The following is a 20,878-nucleotide window of genomic DNA, read 5'->3' on the forward strand; positions in this document are numbered from 1 at the left end:
CGCCGGACGAAAATCCCGCCCCGGTTCTGTCCGACCTCAGCGTTCCTTGACGTAAGGCACGCCACCGGCACGCGGCGGAATGGCTTTGCCGATGAAGCCCGCGAGCAGGATGACGGTCAGCACATAGGGCAGCGCCTGCATGAATTGCGCCGGCACCTTGCCGATGATCGGCAGCGGCGAGCCCTGCAGTCGGATGGACGCCGCGTCGAGGAAGCCGAACAAGAGGCAGGCGAACATGGCGTTGACCGGCCTCCATTTGGCGAAGATCAGCGCCGCCAGCGCGATATAGCCCTTGCCTGCCGTCATGTCCTTCACGAAGCCGCCATTTTGCACCATCGACAGGTAGGCGCCGGCAATGCCGGTGAGGATGCCGGTGCAGATCAGCGCGCGATAGCGCAACCAGGCCACCGAGATGCCGGCGGTGTCGACGGCGGCCGGATTTTCGCCGACGGCGCGCATCCGCAAGCCGAAGCGGGTGCGATAGAGCACCCACCAGGTGAACGGCACCATCAGGAAGGCGATATAGACCAGAATGGAATGGCCGGAGATCAGCTCGGAATAGACCGGGCCGATGATCGGCACATCCCTGACCGCGTCGGCGCCGGGCCAGATGATCGCCTCGAACCGTTCGCCCGGCTGCAGCGCCGGCGTGCGCCCGCCCTGCTGGAACCAGGCCTGGCCGAGCATGATGGTCGAGCCGGCGGCGATGAAATTGATCGCCACGCCGGAAACGATCTGGTTGCCGCGATGCGTGATCGAGGCGAAGCCGTGCACCATGGCGAAAGCGACCGACATCAGGATCGCCATGCCGAGGCCGATGAGGGCCGAATGAAAGACCGCGGCAGCCGAGGCGCCGGCGAAGGCGCCGACCAGCATCTTGCCTTCCAGCCCGATGTCGAACACGCCGGCGCGCTCCGAATAGAGGCCGGCAAGGCAAGCGAGCAGCAACGGCACCGACAGGCGGATGGTGGAGTCGAGGATCTGGACGATGGCGATGAAGATATCCATCTCAGGCGCCCTTTCCCTTGATTGCTTCGATGCCGACCGATTTGGGGCTGAACGAGGCGAAAATCGCCTGGATATAGGGCCGGAACATGTGCTCCAGCGCGCCGGCGAACAGGATGACCAGACCCTGGATGATGACGATCATGTCGCGGGTGATCGACGGCATCTCGAAGGAAAGCTCGGCGCCGCCCTGGTAGAGCATGCCGAACAGGATCGCCGCGAGCACGATGCCGACCGGATGCAGCCGGCCCATCAGCGCCACGGCGATGCCGACATAGCCGGCGCCGGAAACGAAATCGATCGCGACATTGTGCTGGTCGCCCATCACCGGGTTGAGCGCCATCATGCCGGCCAGCGCGCCCGAGATCATCATGGCGGTCAGCACGATGCGCGTTTCCGAAATGCCGGCATAGCGCGCCGCTTTCGGGCTGTGGCCATAGGTGCGCATCTCGTAGCCGAGCCTGGTGCGCCAGATCAAAAGCCAGACCAAAAAGGCCATGACCAGCGCAAGCAGGAAGCAGATGTTGAGCGGCGCCGAGCGGATCTTGGCGCCGAACAGTTCGATCACCCAGTTGAGCTTCGGCAATTCCGCACCGCCGACGAAATTGCGCGTCTGCGGCGCCTGTGAGCCGAGCGGCTTCAGCAGGCCGACCAGCAGATAGACCATCGTCGAGGCGGCGATGAAATTGAACATGATGGTGGTGATGACGATGTGCGAGCCGCGCTTGGCCTGCAGATAGGCGGGAATGAAACCCCAGAGCGCGCCGAACGCGGCCGAGGCGACGATGGCAAGCGGGAACAGCAGCCACCAGGGCAGCGTGCTGTCCAGGCTCAGGCAGACGAGCGCGATGCCGAGGCCGCCAATATAGGCCTGGCCTTCGGTGCCGATGTTGAACAGGCTGCAATGCGCCGCCACCGCCACGGACAGGCCGGTGAAGATGAAGGTCGTGGCGTAGAACAGCGTGAACGCTATGCCTGTCCCTTTGCCGAAGGCGCCTTCGACCAGAATGACGGCGGCGCGAAACGGGTTCTCGCCGACCAGCACGACCACGAGGCCGGCGACGATGAAGGCCACGGAGAGGTTGATCAACGGAATCAACCCATAATCGGCCCAGGCCGGCAACTTTGCGTAAGGCGTGCTCATTCGGCGGCCTCCTGGTGCTCGACACCGGCCATCAAGAGGCCAAGCTCGCCTTCGGTCGCCTCCGGCCCGCGCTCGCCGACGACACGGCCGGCAAACATCACCAGGATGCGGTCGGAGAGCGAGCGGATCTCGTCGAGCTCGACCGACACCACCAGGACGGCCTTGCCCTGGTCGCGCATGGCGATCAGCCGCTTGTGGATGAATTCGATGGCGCCGACATCGACGCCACGCGTCGGCTGGCCGACGATCAGCACGCCTGGGTCCTGCTCCATTTCCCTGGCCAGCACGATCTTCTGCTGGTTGCCGCCGGAGAAATTGGCGGTCTTCAAACGCGGATTGCCCGGACGGATGTCGTATTTCTCGATCTTGTCCTTCGCGTCGGCCATGATGGCGTCAACGTCGAGAAACGGTCCCTTCAGATAGCGCTCGTCGTCGTGATAGCCGAGGATCGAATTCTCGTTCTCCTCGAAGGCAAGCACCAGCCCGACATGGTGGCGGTCCTCGGGCACATGGGCGAGACCCCGGTCGCGCAATTCGCCGGGATCGGCCTTGCCGGTGAGATCGATCGGCTTGCCGTCCAGCGTCACCTCGCCGGACACCGCGTGCCTGATGCCCGAGATCGCTTCCAGCAGCTCGGACTGGCCGTTGCCGGCAACGCCGGCGATACCGACGATCTCGCCGCCGCGCACGTCGAAGGAGACGTCGTCGACCATGGTGACGCCGCGGGAATCCTTGACCGTCAGGTTCTTGACCGAGAGTTTTATCGCGCCGGCTTCCGACTCGCCCTTCTCGACCCTGAGCAACACGCGCCGGCCGACCATCAATTCGGCCAATTCGCCGACCGTGGTTTCCTTCGTCGTCCTGGTGGCCACCATCGTGCCCTGGCGCATCACCGAAACCGTGTCCGTGATGGCCATGATCTCGCGCAGCTTGTGCGTGATCAGGACGATCGTTTTTCCCTGGTCCTTCAATTGCTTGAGGATGCGGAAGAGGTGGTCCGCCTCGGCCGGCGTCAGAACGCCCGTCGGCTCGTCGAGGATCAGGATCTCGGCGCCGCGATAGAGCGCCTTGAGGATTTCGACGCGCTGCTGCAGGCCAACCGGCAGCTCCTCGATGAGGGCGTCGGGATCGACCTCGAGGCCGTATTCGCGCTCCAGCCGGTCGAGCTCCGAGCGCGCCTTGGCGATACTGCTCTTCAACAGCGCGTCGTTTTCGGCGCCGAGGATGACGTTTTCCAGCACCGTGAAATTGTCGACCAGCATGAAATGCTGGTGCACCATGCCGATGCCGAGCGCGATGGCGTCGTTGGAGGTGTGGATCGACACAGGCTTGCCGCCGACGCGGATTTCGCCGCTGTCGGCCTGGTAGAAGCCGTAGAGGATCGACATCAGCGTCGACTTGCCGGCGCCGTTCTCGCCGACAATCCCGTGGATGGTGCCACGCGCGACTTCCAGGTTGATGTCACGGTTGGCGCGAACGGCGCCAAAGCTCTTGTTGATGCCTATGAGCTCGATTGCGGCTTGCGCCATGCAGCCTGTTCCCACTGTTATTTTTTATCGCTTGGTCAAAATGCCTAGCATGATGCCCCCGCCTATGCCAATCGGCCCTTCACTCTCGACAAATCCCCGCACGCTTGTCAATTTCGAACGTGGCCGGGAGCCTCACATTCGCTAAAGCGCGTCGCGCCTGAACGGCCCCATGTGAGGCGTTTTAGGTTGTTGTTTTTATGAACACCGTTGTCCCAAAACCGCTGCGCACTTTTGGGCGACATGCATTAATATGGCGATGCTGCAATTCGCAGCATGGCGCTGGGAGCGAGCCCTCGGATGAACACGCCCGCCGACCGGTTGACGACGCTGGAAATCCGCGCCGCCGAGCAGGAAAAGACGATCGAGGAACTGTCCGGCCAGATCGCCGAACAGTGGAAGGTGATCGAGCGCATGGAGCGCAAGCTCGCCGCCCTGACCGACCGGTTCCTGGAATTGGAGGAGCAGACCGCCCCCGATGTGCCGGTGACCAAGCCGCCGCATTGGTGAGAAGCATGGGGGTGAGGAGCATGGGGAAAGACGGCCATGTCCAGTGAAAGCGACCGTGTCGCCCGGGCCGGCGACTACGTCTTCGGCCTGATGAACGACCGGGAACGCGCCCGCGCCGAGCGCGACCTCGAGGTCGATCCCGCCTTTCGCGACACCGTGCTGCGGCTGGCCGAGCGCTTGCGCGCCCTCGATCGCGCGGCGCCCGAAGGGCGCGACGATCGCTGGGAGCTGGTCGCGCACCGCCTCGCCGCATTGCCGCAGATGCAGACGCGCCTGGCCGGAATTGCCGCCGCCGAGGCCGAGCCGCCGCCGGTGATCATCCACCGGCTCGAGCGCAGGCCCTATGGCGTCGGCCTGCATTCGCTTGGCGGCAGGCTTCGCGTCGTCATGGCGCTTGCGCTGATCGCCGCCTTCGCGCTCGGCTATCTTGCCGGCACGCTATAGAGCAATTCCAGGAAAAGTGTGAGCGGTTTTCCGTCCGGAATTGCGTAAAAACAAGGAGATAGGGCGTTTCACCGTTTCCGTGAAACGGTGAAATGCCCTAGGTCACGCGACATCAGAAGCATCGGCGCGCCGTCCTGCTCGAAAGTTTCGATCGCGGACCAGCCGAGCGCTTCGTAAAAGCCGCGCGCTTGCCAGGTGTAGAGATAGAGCTTGCCTATCCCGGCCGACGCGGCATGGGCCTCGACGGTTCCGACCAGCGCCTTGCCGACCCCGTCGCCGCGATGGTCTTCCGCGACGACCAGCCCGGCCAGCCATGGCGCCAGATCGTGCGGTGAGTCGATTTCGTTGCGGACGAGCAGGCAGCTTCCGATCGGCCTGCCCCGATCTCGCGCGACGAAGGCCGCCTCGAAGCCGTCGCCGGCGATCAGCCCGCGCAGCCCGGCAACGTCTTCGCCGAGCGTCCGCCCGGCGCCTTCAAAGAAGGCCTCGATCCGAAGCCGCGCGATCGCCTCGACATCGCCTTCAGCCATGGCTTCGATTGTCGGTCGCATCGCACCCTCTCCAAAACGAAACCGCCGGGCGTTGGCCCGGCGGTTCAAACCTCAACTCAGCTGCCGATCAATAGGGGCAGGCGTTGTCGGTGGTGTAGTCGTGCACCTGGACCTTGCCGGAGATGATGTCGGCCTTGGCCTTTTCGACCGCCGCTTTCATCTCGTCGGTCACCAGCGCCTTGTTGTTGTCGTCCATGGCGTAGTCGACGCCGCCTTCCTTGAGGCCGAGATTTTGGACGCCACCCTTGAAGGTGCCGTTCTTGCCGTCCGTGAAGGCGTTGTAGACGGCGACGTCGACGCGCTTCAGCATCGAGGTCAGCACCTTGCCGGGCTGCAGGCCGTTCTGGTTGGAATCGACGCCGACGCCGAGCTTGCCGGCATCCGCCGCGGCCTGCAGCACGCCGACGCCGGTGCCGCCGGCCGCCGCGTAGACCACGTCAGCGCCCTGGTCGATCTGCGTCTTGGCGATCTCGCCGCCCTTGGCCGGGTCGTTCCAGGCTGCCGGTGTGTCGCCGGTCATGTTCTGGATGACGTCGGTCGCACCGGCCGACTTGGCGCCGCCGACATAGCCGCATTCGAACTTGCGGATCAGCGGGATGTCCATGCCGCCGACGAAGCCGACCTTCTTCGACTTCGACGCCATCGCCGCCAGGATGCCGACGAGGTAGGAGCCTTCGTTCTCCTTGAACACCAGCGAGCGGACATTGGGCAGGTCGACGGCATCGTCGATGATGGCGAAATTCAGGTCGGGATAATCTTTCGCGACCGCTTTCAGGGCGTCCTCCCAGGCAAACCCCGCCATCACGATCGGGTTGCGGCCGTCCTCGGCGAAGCGGCGCAACGCCTGCTCGCGCTGCGAGGCGTTGGAGACTTCGAACTCGACGTAAGCAACGCCGGTTTCGGTCTTGAATTTCTCGGCGCCGTGATAGGCGGCCTCGTTGAAGGATTTGTCGAACTTGCCGCCCAGATCGTAGAGGATGGCCGGCTGCACATCCGCGGCGAAAGCCGGAAGAACCATTGCGGTTGCGGCCAGAAGGCCGAGGACGATACGTTTCATGTGATCCACACCCTGTCGGTTATTTTTCCGTTGTGCGCCGCCTATCTGCCCGGTTCTCCGGCAGGCTTGCGACGCCAGGCAGGAAGTGTCTTGCCCTCCCGCTCGCGGTCAATCTGGCACGGCGCGAAACAAAATTCACGTGGAATTTTGACCTGTTGGAAAAAGCGGTTACCGGCGATCCGCCGCGCCTCTTCCCGGCGGCTTCAGGGGCTTGGGGCGAATTCCGCGCCGCGGCGCTTGCGCCGGTAGCCGATGGCGTAGAGCAGGAAGGCAAACACCGCGAACACCGCGAAACCGGGCTGCGCAAGCACCCAGGCAACGATGCCGTCCCACACCAGCGGGCTTGCCTTGGCGCGCACGAAGGTCTCGAAAGCCGCGCGTGTGTCCGGCGAGACCGCCAGCCAGCTTGCGTTGAGCGGTGTCATCACCAGCGACGAGCCTGCCACCGAGCGTGTCGTGTCTATCACCGCCATGATGACGGCAATCGACAGCGCAACCATGGCTGCCAGCCGAAAGATGAAACGCAGCATCGACTCTCTCCCCGGGAAAGCTCCCGTCTATCCCGCAACCGACATAGAGCCTGCACAGGTCCCGCGCAATCGCGATCCCGTGAAATCAGCGGGCCGGTGCCGGCCGGCGCCGGTTGACGCGCCAGACGGCGAAAATGCCGCCGGCGATCGCTCCGACGACCAGGCCACCCAGGCCGATGAAAGCCGCGAAGAATCCGCAGGCGCCCTCGAAACAGCTCATATGGGTCAGGTCCGCGATCAGCGAGCCGGCGAAGAATCCGGCGCAAGCACCGATCGCGCCGCCGATGACGATGCCGAGCAGCGCGGCAAGGATCGAGACGAAGACCGACGGCCGTTCGGTCTCCGGATTGGCGTAGACCGTCTCGGCGCCGCCGCTGTTGCGCAGGAGGTAGATGCAGAGCAGGCCGATGGCGATCTCGGCGACGGTGAAGCCCAGCGCCTCGAGCGAGAACGCCAAGCCGTAAAACACATAGGCCTCGCGCACGACCAGCCAGATGATGACGGCGACTTGCCAGATCGTGTAATGGCGTGGGAAACGCGCCGAGCGGTTGAAGGCGAGGCCAAGCAGGTGAAGCCCCCACAGGATGGTGATGACGCCGCCTGTCAGTCCGCCATAGATCAGGAAGAGGAGGTTATCCGGCAGGCTGAAGTCGCCGATCAGCCGCCAGTTCGAGAACAGCCCGTAAGCCGCCAGCCCCATGACGATGACGAGCCAGCCCACCGGAACGAAGGAAAGCCCGCCATCCGGTCGGCCCGCGGGTTGCTGATCGATCGATGCCATCTCAGGACGGTGCCCCTCGCAAAGCCCAAGGCAATCTCGCAGGGACCGTTCCCGCGCGATATCGCCTGAAACCAAGTGCCTGGAGCGATCCGTCGAAAGTCGAAGCGCTCCAAGGGCAGTCCACAGGCAGCCACGGCCGAAGTCAAGCACCGGCGACCTTTCGGGAGCCGACGATATCAGGGCGACTCGCGCATTTGCTCCTCGACCACTTTCAGCCGGACGACGGATACAGAACAAAGGGCTCGCGCCACGACCTTGGTCGAAACGCTGCCAAGATGCCGGCGAATTGCCGAAGATGATCGGGCACCGACGACGATATGGCCGACGTCGTTGCGTTCGGCGTAACTGAGGATCGCATCGGCGGGGCTGACGGCTTCGAGCGCGTGATAGCTTATGCGATCTTCGGGCAGATGCAGCGGACGCGCCCAGTCCTTCAACGCGACCAGCCGCTGCAGATAGACCAGGCGCCCCGATTCATCGACGCTCGGCGTTTCGGCGATGATCTCGGTCTTCAGCACCGTCACGCAAGCCAGCCGGGAATCCTCGCGCGCCGCGAGGACACGCGCCGTTTCGCTGAGAACCTCGCCCGCCAGCGCATCGCTTCCGTTGGCGAGGTCGACCGCGGCGAGGACGATCGGCGGTCCGGCCTTCGAGCCCGAGTTTGCAGCCTTCCCCACGAGCGATTTCTCATCCGGCCTACGCAGGAAATTCCTGATTGCGCCCCAGGCCCCCGCGTCCGACGGCGCGCGCCGCCTGGCAACCACGACCTGGTCCGGGTTCCTGAGATCGGAGAGAACGTGCGCCGCCTCGCCATACCGCTTGGATCTGTCGACTTCCATGCAGCGCAGGATGATGGCTTCCAGCCACCGAGGAATGGTCTTGTCGATATCTCGCGGCGGCTTGGGCGCGTGGTAGAGCCTGCGCTTCATGCCGGCGAGCGTGGCGGGGCGTCCGAATGGCTCCTCCCCGGTGACGAGTTGATAGAGGATGCAGCCCAGCGCAAACAGGTCGCTCGCGGGATCGGACCTCTCGCCCAGCACCTGTTCGGGCGCGATATAGGCCGGGGTACCCATCGGCACGGAACTCTCCTCGCCGAGAAGGTCTGGAAGCTCGGCATGGCGCGAGAGGCCGAAGTCCAAAAGCACCGCGCCGCGTTCGGCCAGGATAACGTTTTCCGGCTTGAGATCGAGATGGATGACCTTCTGGCGGTGTAGGGCCGCGAGCGCCGTTGCGATCTCGGCACCGATCCTTACCACCTGGTCCGGCGGCAGCGGCGCGCGGCCGGCCCCGTCCGACAAGCCAGACCCGGCGACGAATTCCATGGCTATGAACGGGACTTTCGCCAGGCCGCCGGATGCCGCGAATCTCGGCACATGCGGACCCGACAGTCGTTTGAGGATCAGTTCCTCGGCCTCGAATCCGAGAATGACCGAGACGTCCCCTCCCGGGTCCAAAAAAGGGATCTTCAACAGAAGCGGAAAATCGAACTTCGGATTTTTCGCGCGCCAGAGCGCCGCCATGCCGCCGGACGGAAGCTTTTCGACGAGTTCGAAACCGTCGATGCTTACCCCTGCTTCGAACCTCTCCATCGATCCTCCCCGGAAAACTAGCGGCCAATCTTCAAACGCATGCCAAGCCATGCAGGCAGGCCTGCCGCCTCGATCTTGCGGGTGGTCTCTGCGTGGTCATAGGGAACGCGAACCATCGTCACCTCATGCCGGTCGGTGTCGAGAAGCGCAAAACAGGCGGCAGGGTTGCCGTCGCGCGGTTGACCGACGGCTCCAACGACGACCAGATGCCGCCGCAGTTCCGACAAGGGCGCAGCCACGTTGCCCAGCGGCGAAAAATGGATCGGCCGCCTTTCGGGCAAGGCGTAGTAGATGGCCGGGATGTGGGTATGGCCACAGAAGATGAAGCGGGCGTCGCTCGAGGACAGACAGCGTTCCGCCGCTTCGGCATCGCGCACATATAGCCATTTCTCCGGTCGTTCCGCGCTGGCGTGGACATAGAGCCGATCCTCGGACCGGAACGAAAGCGGCAGATGCGCAAGGAAATCGAAATGCGCCGCCACAAGGCGTTTGCGGGTCCACTCCATGGCGGCCCGCGCGTTCTCGGTCATGTCGGTCCGGCCAGCTACCACCGCTTCGTCATGGTTGCCCGTGATGCAGGACGCGCCGCCTTCCACCAGATCGGCGGCCTTCTCGACCACATAGGCGGGATCAGGCCCGTAGCCGACCAGGTCGCCAAGCAAAACCAGTTGGTCCGGCGCCTGCGTCCGAACGACCCCGAGGACCGCGTCGAGCGCCTCGCGGTTGGCATGGATGTCAGACAGGATCGCGACGCGCATTCGACTTTTGTCCCGGCAGCGGCGCACCATAGCAGGCGGCCGGCTGCATAGCATTTGATCCGGCTCAAGGGCTGTGCATGAACCGGCAGGCGGGCGACGACGGACCGCAAAAATCGCCGCTACGCCGATATGGCTTGGCATTCGCTTTCGGATCGACTAGATGAGCCCCGCGCCTGTTTGCCTGGACGGCTAGCGGTGCCGGGAAAGGTTGCCCGCCGGTTGAAGGCAACCAGATGATCCGTCGAGGATTTCCCATGGGAGCATCTACCCAACCCGCGCGGCGAAACCGGCCGCGCGAGATGCTAAGGACGGAGAGGTGGCCGAGTGGTTGAAGGCGCACGCCTGGAAAGTGTGTTTACGGGAAACCGTAACGCGGGTTCGAATCCCGCTCTCTCCGCCATTTGCGCATTAAGCAGCAAATAAATCAGACACTTACCTTGTCAGAGCCTCAGCCCCACCGTTGGACCCGTCAAGCGATGGAGTCACTCGAACGTCTGAAGGCTGCGAAGCAGCGAAGTCGCCCCAAATCGAGGTTCATTGAATTCGCTTTGGCGGCGTCCTATAGGTCGAGACGATGGAAACCCTGACCAGCGCCCAGAAAAACATAACTCCGCTCTCCGTCCGCGGGCCTCATGCCGGACGGGCGGCACCGTTCCTGCCGATGAGCAGCGCCGAGATGGTGGCGCTCGGCTGGAATGAATGCGACATCGTGCTGGTGACAGGCGACGCCTATGTCGATCATCCGAGCTTCGGCATGGCGATCATCGGCCGCCTGCTCGAATCCCAGGGTTTTCGGGTCGGCATCATCTCGCAGCCCGACTGGCAGTCGGCGGAGCCGTTCAAGGCGCTGGGCAGGCCGAGACTGTTCTTCGGCATCACCGGGGGCAACCTCGATTCCATGGTCAACCGCTACACCTCGGACCGCAAGCTGCGCCATGACGACGCCTACACGGCGGGCGGCGAGGGCGGCAAGCGGCCGGACCGCTGCACGATCGTCTATACGCAGCGCTGCCGCGAGGCCTACAAGGACGTGCCGGTAGTGCTGGGCGGCATCGAAGCCTCTTTGCGCCGCATCGCCCATTACGACTACTGGTCCGACAAGGTGCGCCGTTCGATCCTGGCCGACGCCAAGGCCGACCTTCTGATCTACGGCAATGCCGAGCGCGCCGTCGTCGAGGTGGCGAACCGGCTTGCCGCCGGCGACACGCCACGCGATCTCGACTCCATCAGGGGCGTCGCCCTGTTCCGCCGCGTGCCCGAGCATTTCACGGAACTGCATGCCGACGATCTCGATTCCGCCGACGAGGGCGCGACCCGCAAGCCCGGCGACACCGTGATCCGGCTGCCATCCTTCGAACAGGTCGAGGGCGATCGCGACGCCTATGCCCGCGCCTCGCGCGTGCTGCACCGCGAGGCCAACCCCGGCAATGCCCGCGCGCTCGTCCAGCGCCATGGCGACCGCGACCTGTGGCTCAATCCGCCGCCCATCCCGCTGACTTCCGACGAGATGGACGCCGTCTACGACCTGCCTTACGCGCGCGCGCCGCACCCGTCCTATGGCGATGCCAAGATCCCCGCCTGGGACATGATCAAGTTTTCGGTGACGGTGATGCGCGGCTGCTTCGGCGGCTGCACCTTCTGCTCGATCACCGAGCATGAAGGCCGCATCATCCAGAACCGCTCCGAGGGCTCGATCCTGCGCGAGATCGAGAAGATCCGCGACAAGACCCCGGGCTTCACCGGCGTCATCTCCGATATCGGCGGGCCGACCGCCAACATGTACCGGATGGCCTGCAAGGACCCGAAGATCGAGGCGGCCTGCCGCCTGCCGTCTTGCGTGTTCCCCGACATCTGCCCCAACCTCAACACCTCGCATGACGACCTGATCCGGCTCTACCGCAAGGTGCGCGAGGTCAAGGGCGTCAAGAAGGTCATGGTCGCCTCCGGCGTGCGTTACGACCTGGCCGTCAAAAGCCCCGAATATGTCAAGGAACTGGTGACCCACCACGTCGGCGGCTACCTCAAGATCGCGCCCGAGCACACCGAGCGCGGGCCGCTCGACAAGATGATGAAGCCCGGCATCGGCACCTATGACCGCTTCAAGGAGATGTTCGACGCAGCCGCCAAGGAAGCCGGCAAGAAATACTATCTCATTCCGTATTTCATCGCCGCCCATCCCGGCACGACCGACGAGGACATGCTGCATTTGGCGCTCTGGCTGAAGAAGAACCGCTACCGCGCCGACCAGGTGCAGACCTTCCTGCCCTCGCCAATGGCGACGGCGACGGCCATGTACCACACCGGCGTCAACACGCTGAAGGGCGTGCGGCGCGGCGCGACCGACAAGGTCGAGACCGTTCGCGGCGGGCGGCAGCGCCGGCTGCACAAGGCATTCCTGCGCTACCACGACCCCGACAACTGGCCGCTGCTGCGCGATGCCTTGAAGGAGATGGGTCGCGCCGACCTTATCGGTCCTCGCCCCGACCAGCTCGTGCCTGCCCACCAACCGCCCGGAACCGGCAAGGCTGCCGGCACGAAGCGCCCGTTGCGCCCCATCGGAAGAGGGCAGAGATTCACCACCAAGGGCGTGCCGCTGCCAAAGAAGTGAGCCGCCTGCAAGTCAGGCGGTCTGCTCTTTGTTGTCCTTTGCCAGCGCGTTTGGTGGGGGCGAAGCCTCGCGCTGCATGACGGCGGCGAAGAAGCCGTCGGTGTCGTGGCGCGCCGGCGTCAGCGACAGGTAGTCGGGATGGGCTGAATTCGTCAGCCGCGGCGCGGCCTCGTTGAGCGGCACGGCGCGAAAGGCAGGATGCACTGCCAGGAAAGCCGCCACCTGTTCCTCATTCTCCTCGTACAGCATGGAGCAAGTTGCGTATACCAGCCGTCCGCCGGGCTTCACCAGACGCGCCGCGCTCGCCAGAATCCGGGCTTGCAACGACACGAGATTGTCCAGGCCCTGTTCCTCCTGGGCGCGCCAGCGTGCATCGGGATTGCGTCGCCAGGTGCCGGTGCCGCTGCATGGCGCGTCGACCAGCACGCGATCGAAACCACCCTTGTGGCGCTTGACCCAGCGATCCGTTTCGTTGGCCAGAAGCCTGGTCTGGATATTGTGCAGTCCTGCCTGCCGAAAGCGCTCGGCGCCGCGCTTCAAGCGGCCTTCCATGACGTCGCAGGCGACGACGTGGCCCTTGTTGTTCATCTGCGCGGCGATGGCCAGTGTCTTGCCGCCGGCTCCGGCGCAGAAATCGACCACGCGGTCGCCCGGCCGGGCATCGACCAGCACGGCGACGAGCTGCGAGCCCTCATCCTGGATCTCGACCTCGCTGCTTTTCAGCATCGGCAGGCTGGCCAGCGAGGGGCGTTCATGCACGCGAATGCCGTAGGGAGCCATGGCAGACGGCTCAGCCCGCAAGCCAAGATCGGTCAGCGCGCCAAGCACGGCATCGCGCGTCGACTTGATCGGATTGACGCGCAGGTCGAGCGGCGCCGGCGTCAGAAGAGCTGCCATCTCGTTCGCAAACGCCTCCCCAAAACGGCGCCGCAGCGGATCGGCCGCCCAGGACGGGCATTCGAGACGCACCTCTTCCGGCATGCCGGGGTGGTCGATCGTGCATCCCTGCAACTTGACCAGCAGCGCGCGCTCGTGATCCGTCAGGATCGCAGGCGCGAATTTCGCGCCGCCGAACAAGCGGTCGACCTGATCGGGCGTCTTGGCTTCCTTCAGCGCAAGCCATGCCAGCAGCCGGCTGCGGGGCGTATCCTTGCGCCCATGCCTGACAAGCCACCAGCCAAGCCGTGCTTGATGCCGCAGAAGCGCATGGAGCAATTCCAGGATCTGACCACGGTCCCCGTCGCCAATATGGCGTCGGGCGCGAAACCAGGCCGAGACGACAGCATCCGCGGGGCGCGCGACGCTGTCGACTTCATGCATCAGGTCGATTGTGGCTTGCAGACGGGCGGCGGGGGTCACGGAACGGCGATCAGGCTGAAAAACGCCAATATAGGCGACAGAGCTCCCCCTGACCATTGCGCGTGACGGCCTACTGCCAGCGGCACTACGCCGCCCATCGCGAGAGCGCTGGCCGATCCAGCCCCCACCTTGATGTCTATCATCACTATCGTCCGGGCGCCGGCATAGGCTGGCACCGGGACAAGCCGCATTTCGAAATGGTTGCCGGCGTCTCCCTGCTGGCGCCGTGCAGCTTCCGGCTGCGCCGCAAGAACGGCGCGGCATGGGATCGTGAAACGCTCGAGATCGAACCCAGGTCCGTCTATGTCATGGCCGGGCCAGCAAGAAACGAGTGGGAACATTTCATCCCGCCTGTCGACGCGCGTCCCCTGGATTGCCGCATCGGCGACTGCCCGGGAACCATCGTCCCGCCCCAGGGGTTGTGTCGTCAGATTTCGAGATCGAAAGGAAAGATGATGCGCACATTGACGATGGCCCTGACGCTGTCGGCGATGGCATTGGCGCAGCCCGCTTCTGCTCAACTCGCCGACCCGCGGCCGCAGCCCCCGCCGCCGGCCCAGCAGCCTGTCCCCGGCCAGGCCCAGCCCGGCCAGGACGACGCCGCCCAGAACGTCACCAACATCGTCGTGGTGGCGATCGAGGACCTGCCTTCGGAAGTGAAATCGCAGGCCGAAGCCATAGTCACCAGGACGACCGCCAAGGAATTGGCAAAGCTGCAGTACTCCGTCGACGCCTCACCCGAGGCGACATCGGTCCTGCGCGCCAACGGCCTCAACTCGTCACAGGTCGTTGCCGCCAACATCGACGGCGACGGCACGCTGACGCTGATCATCCAGACGACGGCATGACGCGGCCCGCCGTTTGGGTGAGTGCGCCATCATGCCGGCGCGATAACATACATCGCGGCCACCTAATGCATGAACACCGCTCTGAGCCAGGCAAGAATCCCTGCGCCCGGAGAGATCGCGGCGCGCACGCGCGACGCCGCCCAGCGTGCCGGCATGTTGGCGCCGACATGGCAATGGCATACGACCTCATGCAGTTGCCAGTCGCTCATTTCGAAGAACCGCCTGGCTTCGCCGTAAGTGTCGTCCCGCAAGCCGTGCGCGCGAAAGACCGTATCGGCGAAAGCGACGCTGATCGCCGATCCGTCGGTGCGCATTCTTTCGCGTACGTCGGGTGAGGCGTATTCGGTGCCCGCCAGCGCCGTCAGGCGGAGGTCGGGATTCCGTTCGAGGAGCTGCGCCCAGCGCTCAAGGCGCTGGCCCCGGCTGGCGATGAGATCCGGTGCTTCGGCATGAACGTCGGCAACGGCATTGATTTGCTCAAGGGTTTGGTGCTTCACGGCCGTCTCCTGTATCGACAGATGACCACCCGCCCAACAATGGGAATTAAGGCGCCGGCCAACACCGGCAAGAGCCGGAACAGCCTTGCTGAATGATTTGATCGCTACCCGCCGCCAGCGCGCGGCGCGATCGTGTTGGAACCATCCTGGTGCGCGATCGTTCCGCCAGCTTGTGCCGCCGATCGCTCCCGACGAAGCGTCCGAGTGCGGTGATCACCTCCATCATTTCAGATGGGCAGGACGTCCCGCTTGTCGGGATCGCAGCAGAGCTTGCCGAGGCACCGAGCGGAAGGAAAACGCGATGGCCATTCTCCCCAATCCGGACCAGGTTCCCACGCCGGTTCCCACGCCGCCGCCCATCCCGGAACCCAAGCCGATGCGCGAACCGGATCCGGATCGGCTCCCCGACGAGGCGCCGATCCCCAATCCCGACGAGAACGACGCGCCGCCCAGGCATTCGGCAAGGGATGCCGCACCGGCTTTGAGGCAAGGGGATAACCTCCGATAGTCGGCCTTCAACCCCAGTCGACCAATTTGAGCGGTGTCGTCGCCTGGCGCGGTCCCAACCAAGATCCGGCATTGACGCGCCCGCCCTCTGACTGCAATGTCTATTAACCAGCTGTTAACCTTGCGGCGGCTGAGATTGGGGGGCAATTTGGAACCGTTTCTGGACGCGAACCTCCTGAATTGGGACGATCGGGCCGAACTGCACGCGACCGACAGAACGGGCAGCTACCGGATCGAGAATGTCTTGACCGGTGGATCCAATCTCTATGAGCTGGAAACACGCGAGGTCGGTGACATTTTTGGGAAGGACATCGTCCACCTGCAATGCCATATCGGGCTCGACACAATCAGCCTGAGGAATCTCGGCGCGGGCAGCGTGACGGGCCTGGACTTTTCGCCAAGGGCAGTCGCCGCGGCGCGAGATTTCGCCTCCAAGGCAGGGAGCGACGTTCGCTTCGTGGAGGCGCCGCTTTACGAGGCTGTCGAAGCGCTCGGCCGAACCTTTGACATCGTCTACGTCACTTGGGGCTCGGTGAACTGGCTTGACGACGTCTTCCGTTGGGCGCGGGTGGTCGCCGATCTTCTGCGGCCCGGCGGCCGGCTCTACATGGCCGAAGGCCATCCCCTCATGTTCCAGTGCAATCGCAAGGCTGCCGCGCTCGAGTTGAAGGACGATTGGCGAACGCCGATAGCGCGGCCGCTCGTCTGGAACGAAAAGCTGACTTATACCGGCGACGAGCGCACCTTGAAGCATCCTCGCTACTACGAATGGATACATCCGATCAGCGACGTGGTGAACGCGCTGATCGCGGCAGGACTGTCGCTCGATTTTCTCAACGAGCATGACACTGTTTCCTGGAAGCACTTTTCATTCGCGGTGAGGGCCGGCAAGGATATGTACGGCTTGCCCGAAAACGCTCCCAAGATTCCGATGGCCTATTCGATTGGGGCAACCAAGCGTGGTTTGGGGACGTATCGGATCGTCCAGAAGAAGGTCGACAGCCACTAGTTTCGTGCACGGCAAGTTCTGGCGCGTGCTCCGCGCACCAACGCGGGACGCCAAAAAATTTCAGAGATCGTGAAGGCCAAAATTAAGTTATTGCGAACTAATATTCCCTTGACGAGGCTCGCCCAGAGAGCCTGAGAAGCATAGGGAATCTCGCTTTATTGGCCTTTTTCGCCAATATGTTCGCCCGAGTGAAGGGGGGCGTCTTTTCACCGGCGAGGATTCCGGTGGCGATCGCCGTTGTGGTTATTGCCGTTTGCGCGGTGCTCGCCGACCATCAAAACAAGATCGTTTCGGATCAGGTCGACCGCGCGGACGTCCTGGCCAAGGTTAATGTCGTTCGCGCCAAGCTCGAAGGGAAGATTAACGGCAACCTTCAGCTGGCAAGAGGATTGGTCGCAGCGGTGACGACCGAACCCTACATGGGGCAGCAACGTTTCGGTGAGCTTGCCAGCAGACTGTTCAATGAAGAGTCCCAGCTTCGCAATATTGCCGGCGCGCCCGATCTGGTTATTTCCTTGATGTATCCGATGGCAGGCAACGAGAAAGCAATCGGCCTCGACTACCGCAAGAACGACCAGCAACGTGAGGCGGCGCTACGCGCGCGCGACGAGCACAAGCTTATCCTCGCCGGTCCTGTCGATCTGGCACAAGGAGGACAGGCCTTCATCGGGCGATTTCCAGTATTCGTTAAAAGCGCGGGCAACACCGAACGGTTCTGGGGCATTGTTTCCGCGGTCGTCGACGTGCAGCGTCTGTATCAGGCGAGCGGTCTTCTCGACAAGGATCTCGGGATTGACATCGCCCTCATCGGCAATGACGCCCTTGGCGCGAAAGGAGCACAGTTCTTCGGTGACGAACGGGTCGTCAAAAGCGATCCTGTAATGACCGACGTTCTTTTTCCATCAGGCTCCTGGCAAATTGCCGCGATTCCCAAGGGCGGCTGGCCCGCCACGCCCGCCAATGCCGGGCGGCTCCGAGCGATCATGGCGGTAGCAGCGGCACTGATTTTGATTCCATTCCTGGTGGCGGGCCGTCTGATCAATGAAAGGCAGCGAAATTACTGGGAACTGAATCGGCTGTCGCGACGGCTGGAGCTTGCTCTGGAGGCGTCGGCCATCGGAGTGTGGGAGCACGACCTCGAAACCAATTATCTTGCATGGGATGATCGCGTTAACGAGATATACGGCAGGGAGGCTGATGGCAGCCCGCGCGGATATTCGGACTGGGCCGGAGCCATTCATCCGGCCGATCTGCCCCGCGCGCTGGCAGATTTCGACAAAGCCGCGGCCGACCGCGGCACATATTCATCGGAATACCGGGTCGTCCGTCCGGACGGTGAAATTCGTCATGTCCGATCCAGGGCGATCTTTTACCAAACCGCGAACAATTCGCCTCGAATGGTCGGCGCGGAATGGGACGTGACGGCGGACGTTTTGCTGAACACCGATCTGGTTCGCGCAAAACAGCTTGCCGACACGAAAAATATGGAACTCGAAACTGCCAAGGTGCGCATAGAACACATCGCCCTGCACGATTCGTTGACGGACTTGCCCAATCGGCGTTACCTGGACCAGGTTCTGGAGGATTACGCGGCCAAGGCAAGACTGGGCGGCGGCTATGCGGCACTGCTTCACGTCGATCTGGACCGCTTCAAGCACATCAACGATACACTTGGCCATGCGGCGGGCGACGCAATGCTGGTGCACGCGTCATCCGTTCTCAAGTCCAATGTCGGCGACCGCGATTTCGTAGCTCGGGTCGGAGGAGACGAGTTCATCGTGCTTTGCACTGTGCACGGTGATGTCAGTCAGGCAGCTGTGCTCGCTGACCGCATCATCGAGCAGATGCGCAGACCCGTTTACTATCACGGTCACCAGTGCCGTTTTGGTGTCAGCGTCGGAATCGCGATCGACAATGGTAGCGGTGCCGATGCCAGGCAGTTGCTGGTGAATGCGGATATCGCCCTCTACCGGGCAAAGAGGCGGGGTCGCAACCGCCGTGAATTCTTCAGTGGCGAGTTGCAAAGCGAGATCGTCAACACGAAGAGAATTGCCGACGAGATTCTCGCCGGCCTCGAGCGAAACGAATTCGTCGCATTCTACCAGCCTCAATTTGACGCCAAGACGCACGAGATTGTCGGCGTTGAAGCGCTGGCGCGGTGGAGGCATCCGGACAGAGGTATTCTGGCTCCGGACGTGTTTCTGAAGACTGCCGAGGAACTGAACGTCGTCTCAACGATAGACCGCAAAATCCTCCAACAATCGCTTTTGGATTTCGAAGCGTGGTCCGCCGACAAGGTCGGCATTCCGCGCGTGTCGGTCAACGTTTCGGCTCGGCGTCTTCAGGATGAGGAACTCCTGAAAAGTTTGCGGGACCTGAACATCAGGTCGGGAACCTTTTCCTTTGAGCTCGTCGAGTCGATCTTCCTCGATGACAATGACGATCTGGTCACATGGAATGTCGAGCAGATCAAGCAACTCGGCATCGACATCGAAATTGACGATTTTGGCACCGGCTATGCGTCGATCGTCAGTTTGCTCAAGTTGCAGCCGCGCCGCCTGAAGATAGATCGCCAGTTGGTGGATCCCATCGTGAACTCACCCCAGCAAAGGCAAGTCGTTTCCTCGATCATAGAAATCGGCAAATCGCTAGGCATCGAGATCATTGCCGAAGGCGTCGAGACGATGAAGCACGCCCGTCTGCTCAAAGGGCTTGGCTGCGACATTCTGCAAGGCTACGCATTCGGGCATGCGATGGATTCCGACGCCCTCAGAAGCTTTGTTCGATCTCGTCGCTTGCGCGTCGCAAGCTGATCACCGATCCGAAATCGCATGCAGTCCGGCAAGGCATCGCTTTGCCTCAGCGAAACCTCGCTGCCGTCCACGCTCCGCTCGCCGCGTTCGACTCCACCGCCGCGGCCACGAACTTCACGCCGCGCGCGCCATCGACGACATCGGGCACCTGTGCCGCGCGCCCCGCATCGACCGTTCCGCCCGAGCGATGCGCGCGAATAATGTCCGCCGCGTCGCGGTAGAAATTGGCGAAGGCTTCGATGTAGCCTTCCGGATGCGCCGCCGGCATACGCGAGACACGCCGGGCTTCCGCCGTCGAGCCATGGCCACCGCGCACCAGCGTGCGCGTTTCCTCGCCATAGGGCGAGAAGCGCAGTTCCTCCGGGCGCGATCCAAACCATTCGAGCCCGGCCTTCTCGCCATAGATGCGCACCGAAAGGTCGTTGTAGTGGCCGGGCGAGGTCTGGCTGGCGAGGATGGTGCCGCGCGCCCCGCCCGTCCAGCGCAGCAGCACATGCGCGTTGTCGTCGAGCCGCCGCCCAGGCACCGCGGTGAACAGGTCGGCTGAAACCGCCTCGGCCTCGAAACCGGAAATGAAACTCGCCAGGTTGAAGGCATGCACGCCGATATCGGCAAGTACGGCCGATTGGCCGGCGCGCGCCGGATCGGTGCGCCATTCCGCCTGCTTCTGGCCCTCGGCGTCGATCGCCTTGGTCAGCCAGTCCTGGATATAGGCGCCGTGCACGGAGACGATGCGGCCGAGTTCACCCGCCGCCACCATTTCGCGCGCCTGGCGGACCATCGCGTAACCGGTGTTGTTGAGCGTGACGACGAAGCGGCGCTTCTTGGCTTTGGTCAGCGCCACCAGCGCCTCGGCCTCGCCGAGCGTCGTCGACAGCGGCTTGTCGCAGATCACGTCTATGCCGGCCTCGAGGAAAGCGGTCGCGATCGGCGCGTGCAGATGGTTGGGCGTTACGATGACCACCGCCTCGATGCCGTCCGGCCGCGCTGCTTCGGCTTTCGCCATGGCGTGGTAGTCGGCATAGCTGCGCTCGGGCGCGATGCCGATCTCGGCGGCCGAGGCCGCGGCATTGTCCGGATCGGAGGACAGCACGCCGGCGACCAGCTCGATCTGGTCGTCGAGCCGCATGGCCAGCCGGTGCACGGCGCCGATGAAGGCATTGCGGCCGCCGCCGACCATTCCGACCCGCAGGCGTTGGCGCGTGGTTCCGTCCGCGGTTGCATAGACCATGATTGAGATTATCCTCCCGATAGCAACGGTGTGGCGCGGACCATAGGCAGTCCACCAACGTTTTTCGAATGATATTTCTATTTTTTGTTTTGTAAAACAATCGTGCCGCGC

18 protein-coding genes, 1 tRNA gene and 1 pseudogene are annotated in these 20,878 nt (G+C 63.4%); 8 read left to right on the forward strand and 12 right to left on the reverse strand.

From position 1 onward, the window contains the following. Positions 1–36: 36 nt before the first annotated feature. The 3 genes from DPM33_RS06185 to DPM33_RS06195 are packed head-to-tail and all read right to left on the reverse strand — an operon-like array spanning position 37 to position 3,678. A complete protein-coding gene (locus tag DPM33_RS06185) occupies positions 37–1,008 on the reverse strand; it encodes an ABC transporter permease (RefSeq protein WP_112096515.1) in 972 nt (323 codons plus the stop codon). A gap of 1 nt (position 1,009) precedes the next feature. Continuing rightward, positions 1,010–2,149: an ABC transporter permease gene (locus tag DPM33_RS06190; RefSeq protein ID WP_112096516.1), complete on the reverse strand. Its 1,140-nt coding sequence runs from the start codon at positions 2,147–2,149 to the stop codon at positions 1,010–1,012. Then, positions 2,146–3,678 carry an ABC transporter ATP-binding protein gene (locus tag DPM33_RS06195; RefSeq protein ID WP_112096517.1) on the reverse strand — a complete coding sequence of 511 codons (1,533 nt, stop codon included), beginning with the start codon at positions 3,676–3,678 and terminating at the stop codon, positions 2,146–2,148. The genes DPM33_RS06190 and DPM33_RS06195 overlap by 4 nt, the downstream gene beginning before the upstream one ends. A gap of 297 nt (positions 3,679–3,975) precedes the next feature. Between DPM33_RS06195 and DPM33_RS06205 the strand changes: the two genes are divergently transcribed. Both DPM33_RS06205 and DPM33_RS06210 read left to right on the forward strand, forming a co-directional pair. After that, a complete protein-coding gene (locus tag DPM33_RS06205) occupies positions 3,976–4,185 on the forward strand; it encodes a SlyX family protein (RefSeq protein ID WP_112096518.1) in 210 nt (69 codons plus the stop codon). Positions 4,186–4,221: 36 nt separating this feature from the next. Next, positions 4,222–4,629, forward strand: coding sequence for a hypothetical protein (locus tag DPM33_RS06210; protein ID WP_112096519.1), 408 nt, complete (start codon positions 4,222–4,224; stop codon positions 4,627–4,629). Between the two features lie 68 nt (positions 4,630–4,697). On the opposite strand, the gene DPM33_RS06215 is transcribed toward DPM33_RS06210, so the two are convergent. The 6 genes from DPM33_RS06215 to DPM33_RS06240 form a co-directional block, all read right to left on the reverse strand. Continuing rightward, positions 4,698–5,180, reverse strand: coding sequence for a GNAT family N-acetyltransferase (locus tag DPM33_RS06215; protein ID WP_112096520.1), 483 nt, complete (start codon positions 5,178–5,180; stop codon positions 4,698–4,700). Positions 5,181–5,247: 67 nt separating this feature from the next. Then, positions 5,248–6,237: a BMP family lipoprotein gene (locus DPM33_RS06220; RefSeq protein ID WP_112096521.1), complete on the reverse strand. Its 990-nt coding sequence runs from the start codon at positions 6,235–6,237 to the stop codon at positions 5,248–5,250. 203 nt (positions 6,238–6,440) lie between these two features. Next, positions 6,441–6,767: a hypothetical protein gene (locus DPM33_RS06225; protein WP_112096522.1), complete on the reverse strand. Its 327-nt coding sequence runs from the start codon at positions 6,765–6,767 to the stop codon at positions 6,441–6,443. A gap of 85 nt (positions 6,768–6,852) precedes the next feature. Beyond that, a complete protein-coding gene (locus DPM33_RS06230; RefSeq protein ID WP_112096523.1) occupies positions 6,853–7,548 on the reverse strand; it encodes a hypothetical protein in 696 nt (231 codons plus the stop codon). 176 nt (positions 7,549–7,724) lie between these two features. Then, positions 7,725–9,137: a bifunctional serine/threonine-protein kinase/universal stress protein gene (locus DPM33_RS06235; RefSeq protein ID WP_245442019.1), complete on the reverse strand. Its 1,413-nt coding sequence runs from the start codon at positions 9,135–9,137 to the stop codon at positions 7,725–7,727. Positions 9,138–9,154: 17 nt separating this feature from the next. Then, a complete protein-coding gene (locus tag DPM33_RS06240; protein ID WP_112096525.1) occupies positions 9,155–9,895 on the reverse strand; it encodes a metallophosphoesterase family protein in 741 nt (246 codons plus the stop codon). A 310-nt stretch (positions 9,896–10,205) separates the two neighbouring features. Between DPM33_RS06240 and DPM33_RS06245 the strand changes: the two genes are divergently transcribed. Beyond that, positions 10,206–10,295: transfer RNA gene (locus DPM33_RS06245), tRNA-Ser, on the forward strand. 174 nt (positions 10,296–10,469) lie between these two features. Then, positions 10,470–12,503: a YgiQ family radical SAM protein gene (locus DPM33_RS06250; RefSeq protein ID WP_112096526.1), complete on the forward strand. Its 2,034-nt coding sequence runs from the start codon at positions 10,470–10,472 to the stop codon at positions 12,501–12,503. A 12-nt stretch (positions 12,504–12,515) separates the two neighbouring features. Here the strand turns inward: DPM33_RS06250 and DPM33_RS06255 are convergent, their stop codons facing one another. After that, on the reverse strand, positions 12,516–13,823 hold the full coding sequence (locus tag DPM33_RS06255; protein ID WP_245442020.1) for an RsmB/NOP family class I SAM-dependent RNA methyltransferase: 1,308 nt from the start codon (positions 13,821–13,823) through the stop codon (positions 12,516–12,518). Positions 13,824–14,002: 179 nt separating this feature from the next. Here DPM33_RS06255 and DPM33_RS06260 point away from each other — a divergent pair. Further along, positions 14,003–14,221 (forward strand): annotated as a pseudogene (locus DPM33_RS06260) (alpha-ketoglutarate-dependent dioxygenase AlkB); the annotation flags it as partial. A gap of 551 nt (positions 14,222–14,772) precedes the next feature. Here DPM33_RS06260 and DPM33_RS06270 read toward each other — a convergent pair. After that, on the reverse strand, positions 14,773–15,207 hold the full coding sequence (locus DPM33_RS06270) for a hypothetical protein (RefSeq protein WP_112096527.1): 435 nt from the start codon (positions 15,205–15,207) through the stop codon (positions 14,773–14,775). Positions 15,208–15,508: 301 nt separating this feature from the next. Here DPM33_RS06270 and DPM33_RS06275 point away from each other — a divergent pair, with 301 nt between their 5' ends. The 3 genes from DPM33_RS06275 (at position 15,509) to DPM33_RS06285 (ending at position 19,536) form a co-directional block, all read left to right on the forward strand. Beyond that, a complete protein-coding gene (locus DPM33_RS06275; protein WP_112096528.1) occupies positions 15,509–15,715 on the forward strand; it encodes a hypothetical protein in 207 nt (68 codons plus the stop codon). Between the two features lie 147 nt (positions 15,716–15,862). Next, the gene (locus tag DPM33_RS06280) at positions 15,863–16,723 is read left to right on the forward strand and encodes a class I SAM-dependent methyltransferase (protein ID WP_112096529.1); all 861 of its coding nucleotides are present in this window, start codon (positions 15,863–15,865) and stop codon (positions 16,721–16,723) included. 176 nt (positions 16,724–16,899) lie between these two features. Continuing rightward, positions 16,900–19,536: a bifunctional diguanylate cyclase/phosphodiesterase gene (locus DPM33_RS06285; RefSeq protein ID WP_208648373.1), complete on the forward strand. Its 2,637-nt coding sequence runs from the start codon at positions 16,900–16,902 to the stop codon at positions 19,534–19,536. A gap of 46 nt (positions 19,537–19,582) precedes the next feature. Here DPM33_RS06285 and DPM33_RS06290 read toward each other — a convergent pair whose 3' ends face one another. After that, entirely contained in the window at positions 19,583–20,767 is a 1,185-nt protein-coding gene (locus DPM33_RS06290; protein WP_112096530.1) for a Gfo/Idh/MocA family protein, read from the reverse strand. Positions 20,768–20,878 lie beyond the last annotated feature (111 nt).

Source organism: Mesorhizobium hawassense (assembly GCF_003289945.1).
GTDB lineage: Bacteria > Pseudomonadota > Alphaproteobacteria > Rhizobiales > Rhizobiaceae > Mesorhizobium > Mesorhizobium hawassense.

Coding starts and splice junctions, on each gene's coding strand:
- DPM33_RS06250 (WP_112096526.1), top strand. CDS start 10,470: ATGGAAACCCTGACCAGCGCCCAGAAAAACATAACTCCGCTCTCCGTC.
- DPM33_RS06290 (WP_112096530.1), bottom strand. CDS start 20,767: ATGGTCTATGCAACCGCGGACGGAACCACGCGCCAACGCCTGCGGGTC.
- DPM33_RS06235 (WP_245442019.1), bottom strand. CDS start 9,137: ATGGAGAGGTTCGAAGCAGGGGTAAGCATCGACGGTTTCGAACTCGTC.
- DPM33_RS06220 (WP_112096521.1), bottom strand. CDS start 6,237: ATGAAACGTATCGTCCTCGGCCTTCTGGCCGCAACCGCAATGGTTCTT.
- DPM33_RS06285 (WP_208648373.1), top strand. CDS start 16,900: ATGTTCGCCCGAGTGAAGGGGGGCGTCTTTTCACCGGCGAGGATTCCG.
- DPM33_RS06240 (WP_112096525.1), bottom strand. CDS start 9,895: ATGCGCGTCGCGATCCTGTCTGACATCCATGCCAACCGCGAGGCGCTC.
- DPM33_RS06275 (WP_112096528.1), top strand. CDS start 15,509: ATGGCCATTCTCCCCAATCCGGACCAGGTTCCCACGCCGGTTCCCACG.
- DPM33_RS06215 (WP_112096520.1), bottom strand. CDS start 5,180: ATGCGACCGACAATCGAAGCCATGGCTGAAGGCGATGTCGAGGCGATC.
- DPM33_RS06255 (WP_245442020.1), bottom strand. CDS start 13,823: ATGCATGAAGTCGACAGCGTCGCGCGCCCCGCGGATGCTGTCGTCTCG.
- DPM33_RS06225 (WP_112096522.1), bottom strand. CDS start 6,767: ATGCTGCGTTTCATCTTTCGGCTGGCAGCCATGGTTGCGCTGTCGATT.
- DPM33_RS06205 (WP_112096518.1), top strand. CDS start 3,976: ATGAACACGCCCGCCGACCGGTTGACGACGCTGGAAATCCGCGCCGCC.
- DPM33_RS06230 (WP_112096523.1), bottom strand. CDS start 7,548: ATGGCATCGATCGATCAGCAACCCGCGGGCCGACCGGATGGCGGGCTT.
- DPM33_RS06185 (WP_112096515.1), bottom strand. CDS start 1,008: ATGGATATCTTCATCGCCATCGTCCAGATCCTCGACTCCACCATCCGC.
- DPM33_RS06195 (WP_112096517.1), bottom strand. CDS start 3,678: ATGGCGCAAGCCGCAATCGAGCTCATAGGCATCAACAAGAGCTTTGGC.
- DPM33_RS06210 (WP_112096519.1), top strand. CDS start 4,222: ATGTCCAGTGAAAGCGACCGTGTCGCCCGGGCCGGCGACTACGTCTTC.
- DPM33_RS06190 (WP_112096516.1), bottom strand. CDS start 2,149: ATGAGCACGCCTTACGCAAAGTTGCCGGCCTGGGCCGATTATGGGTTG.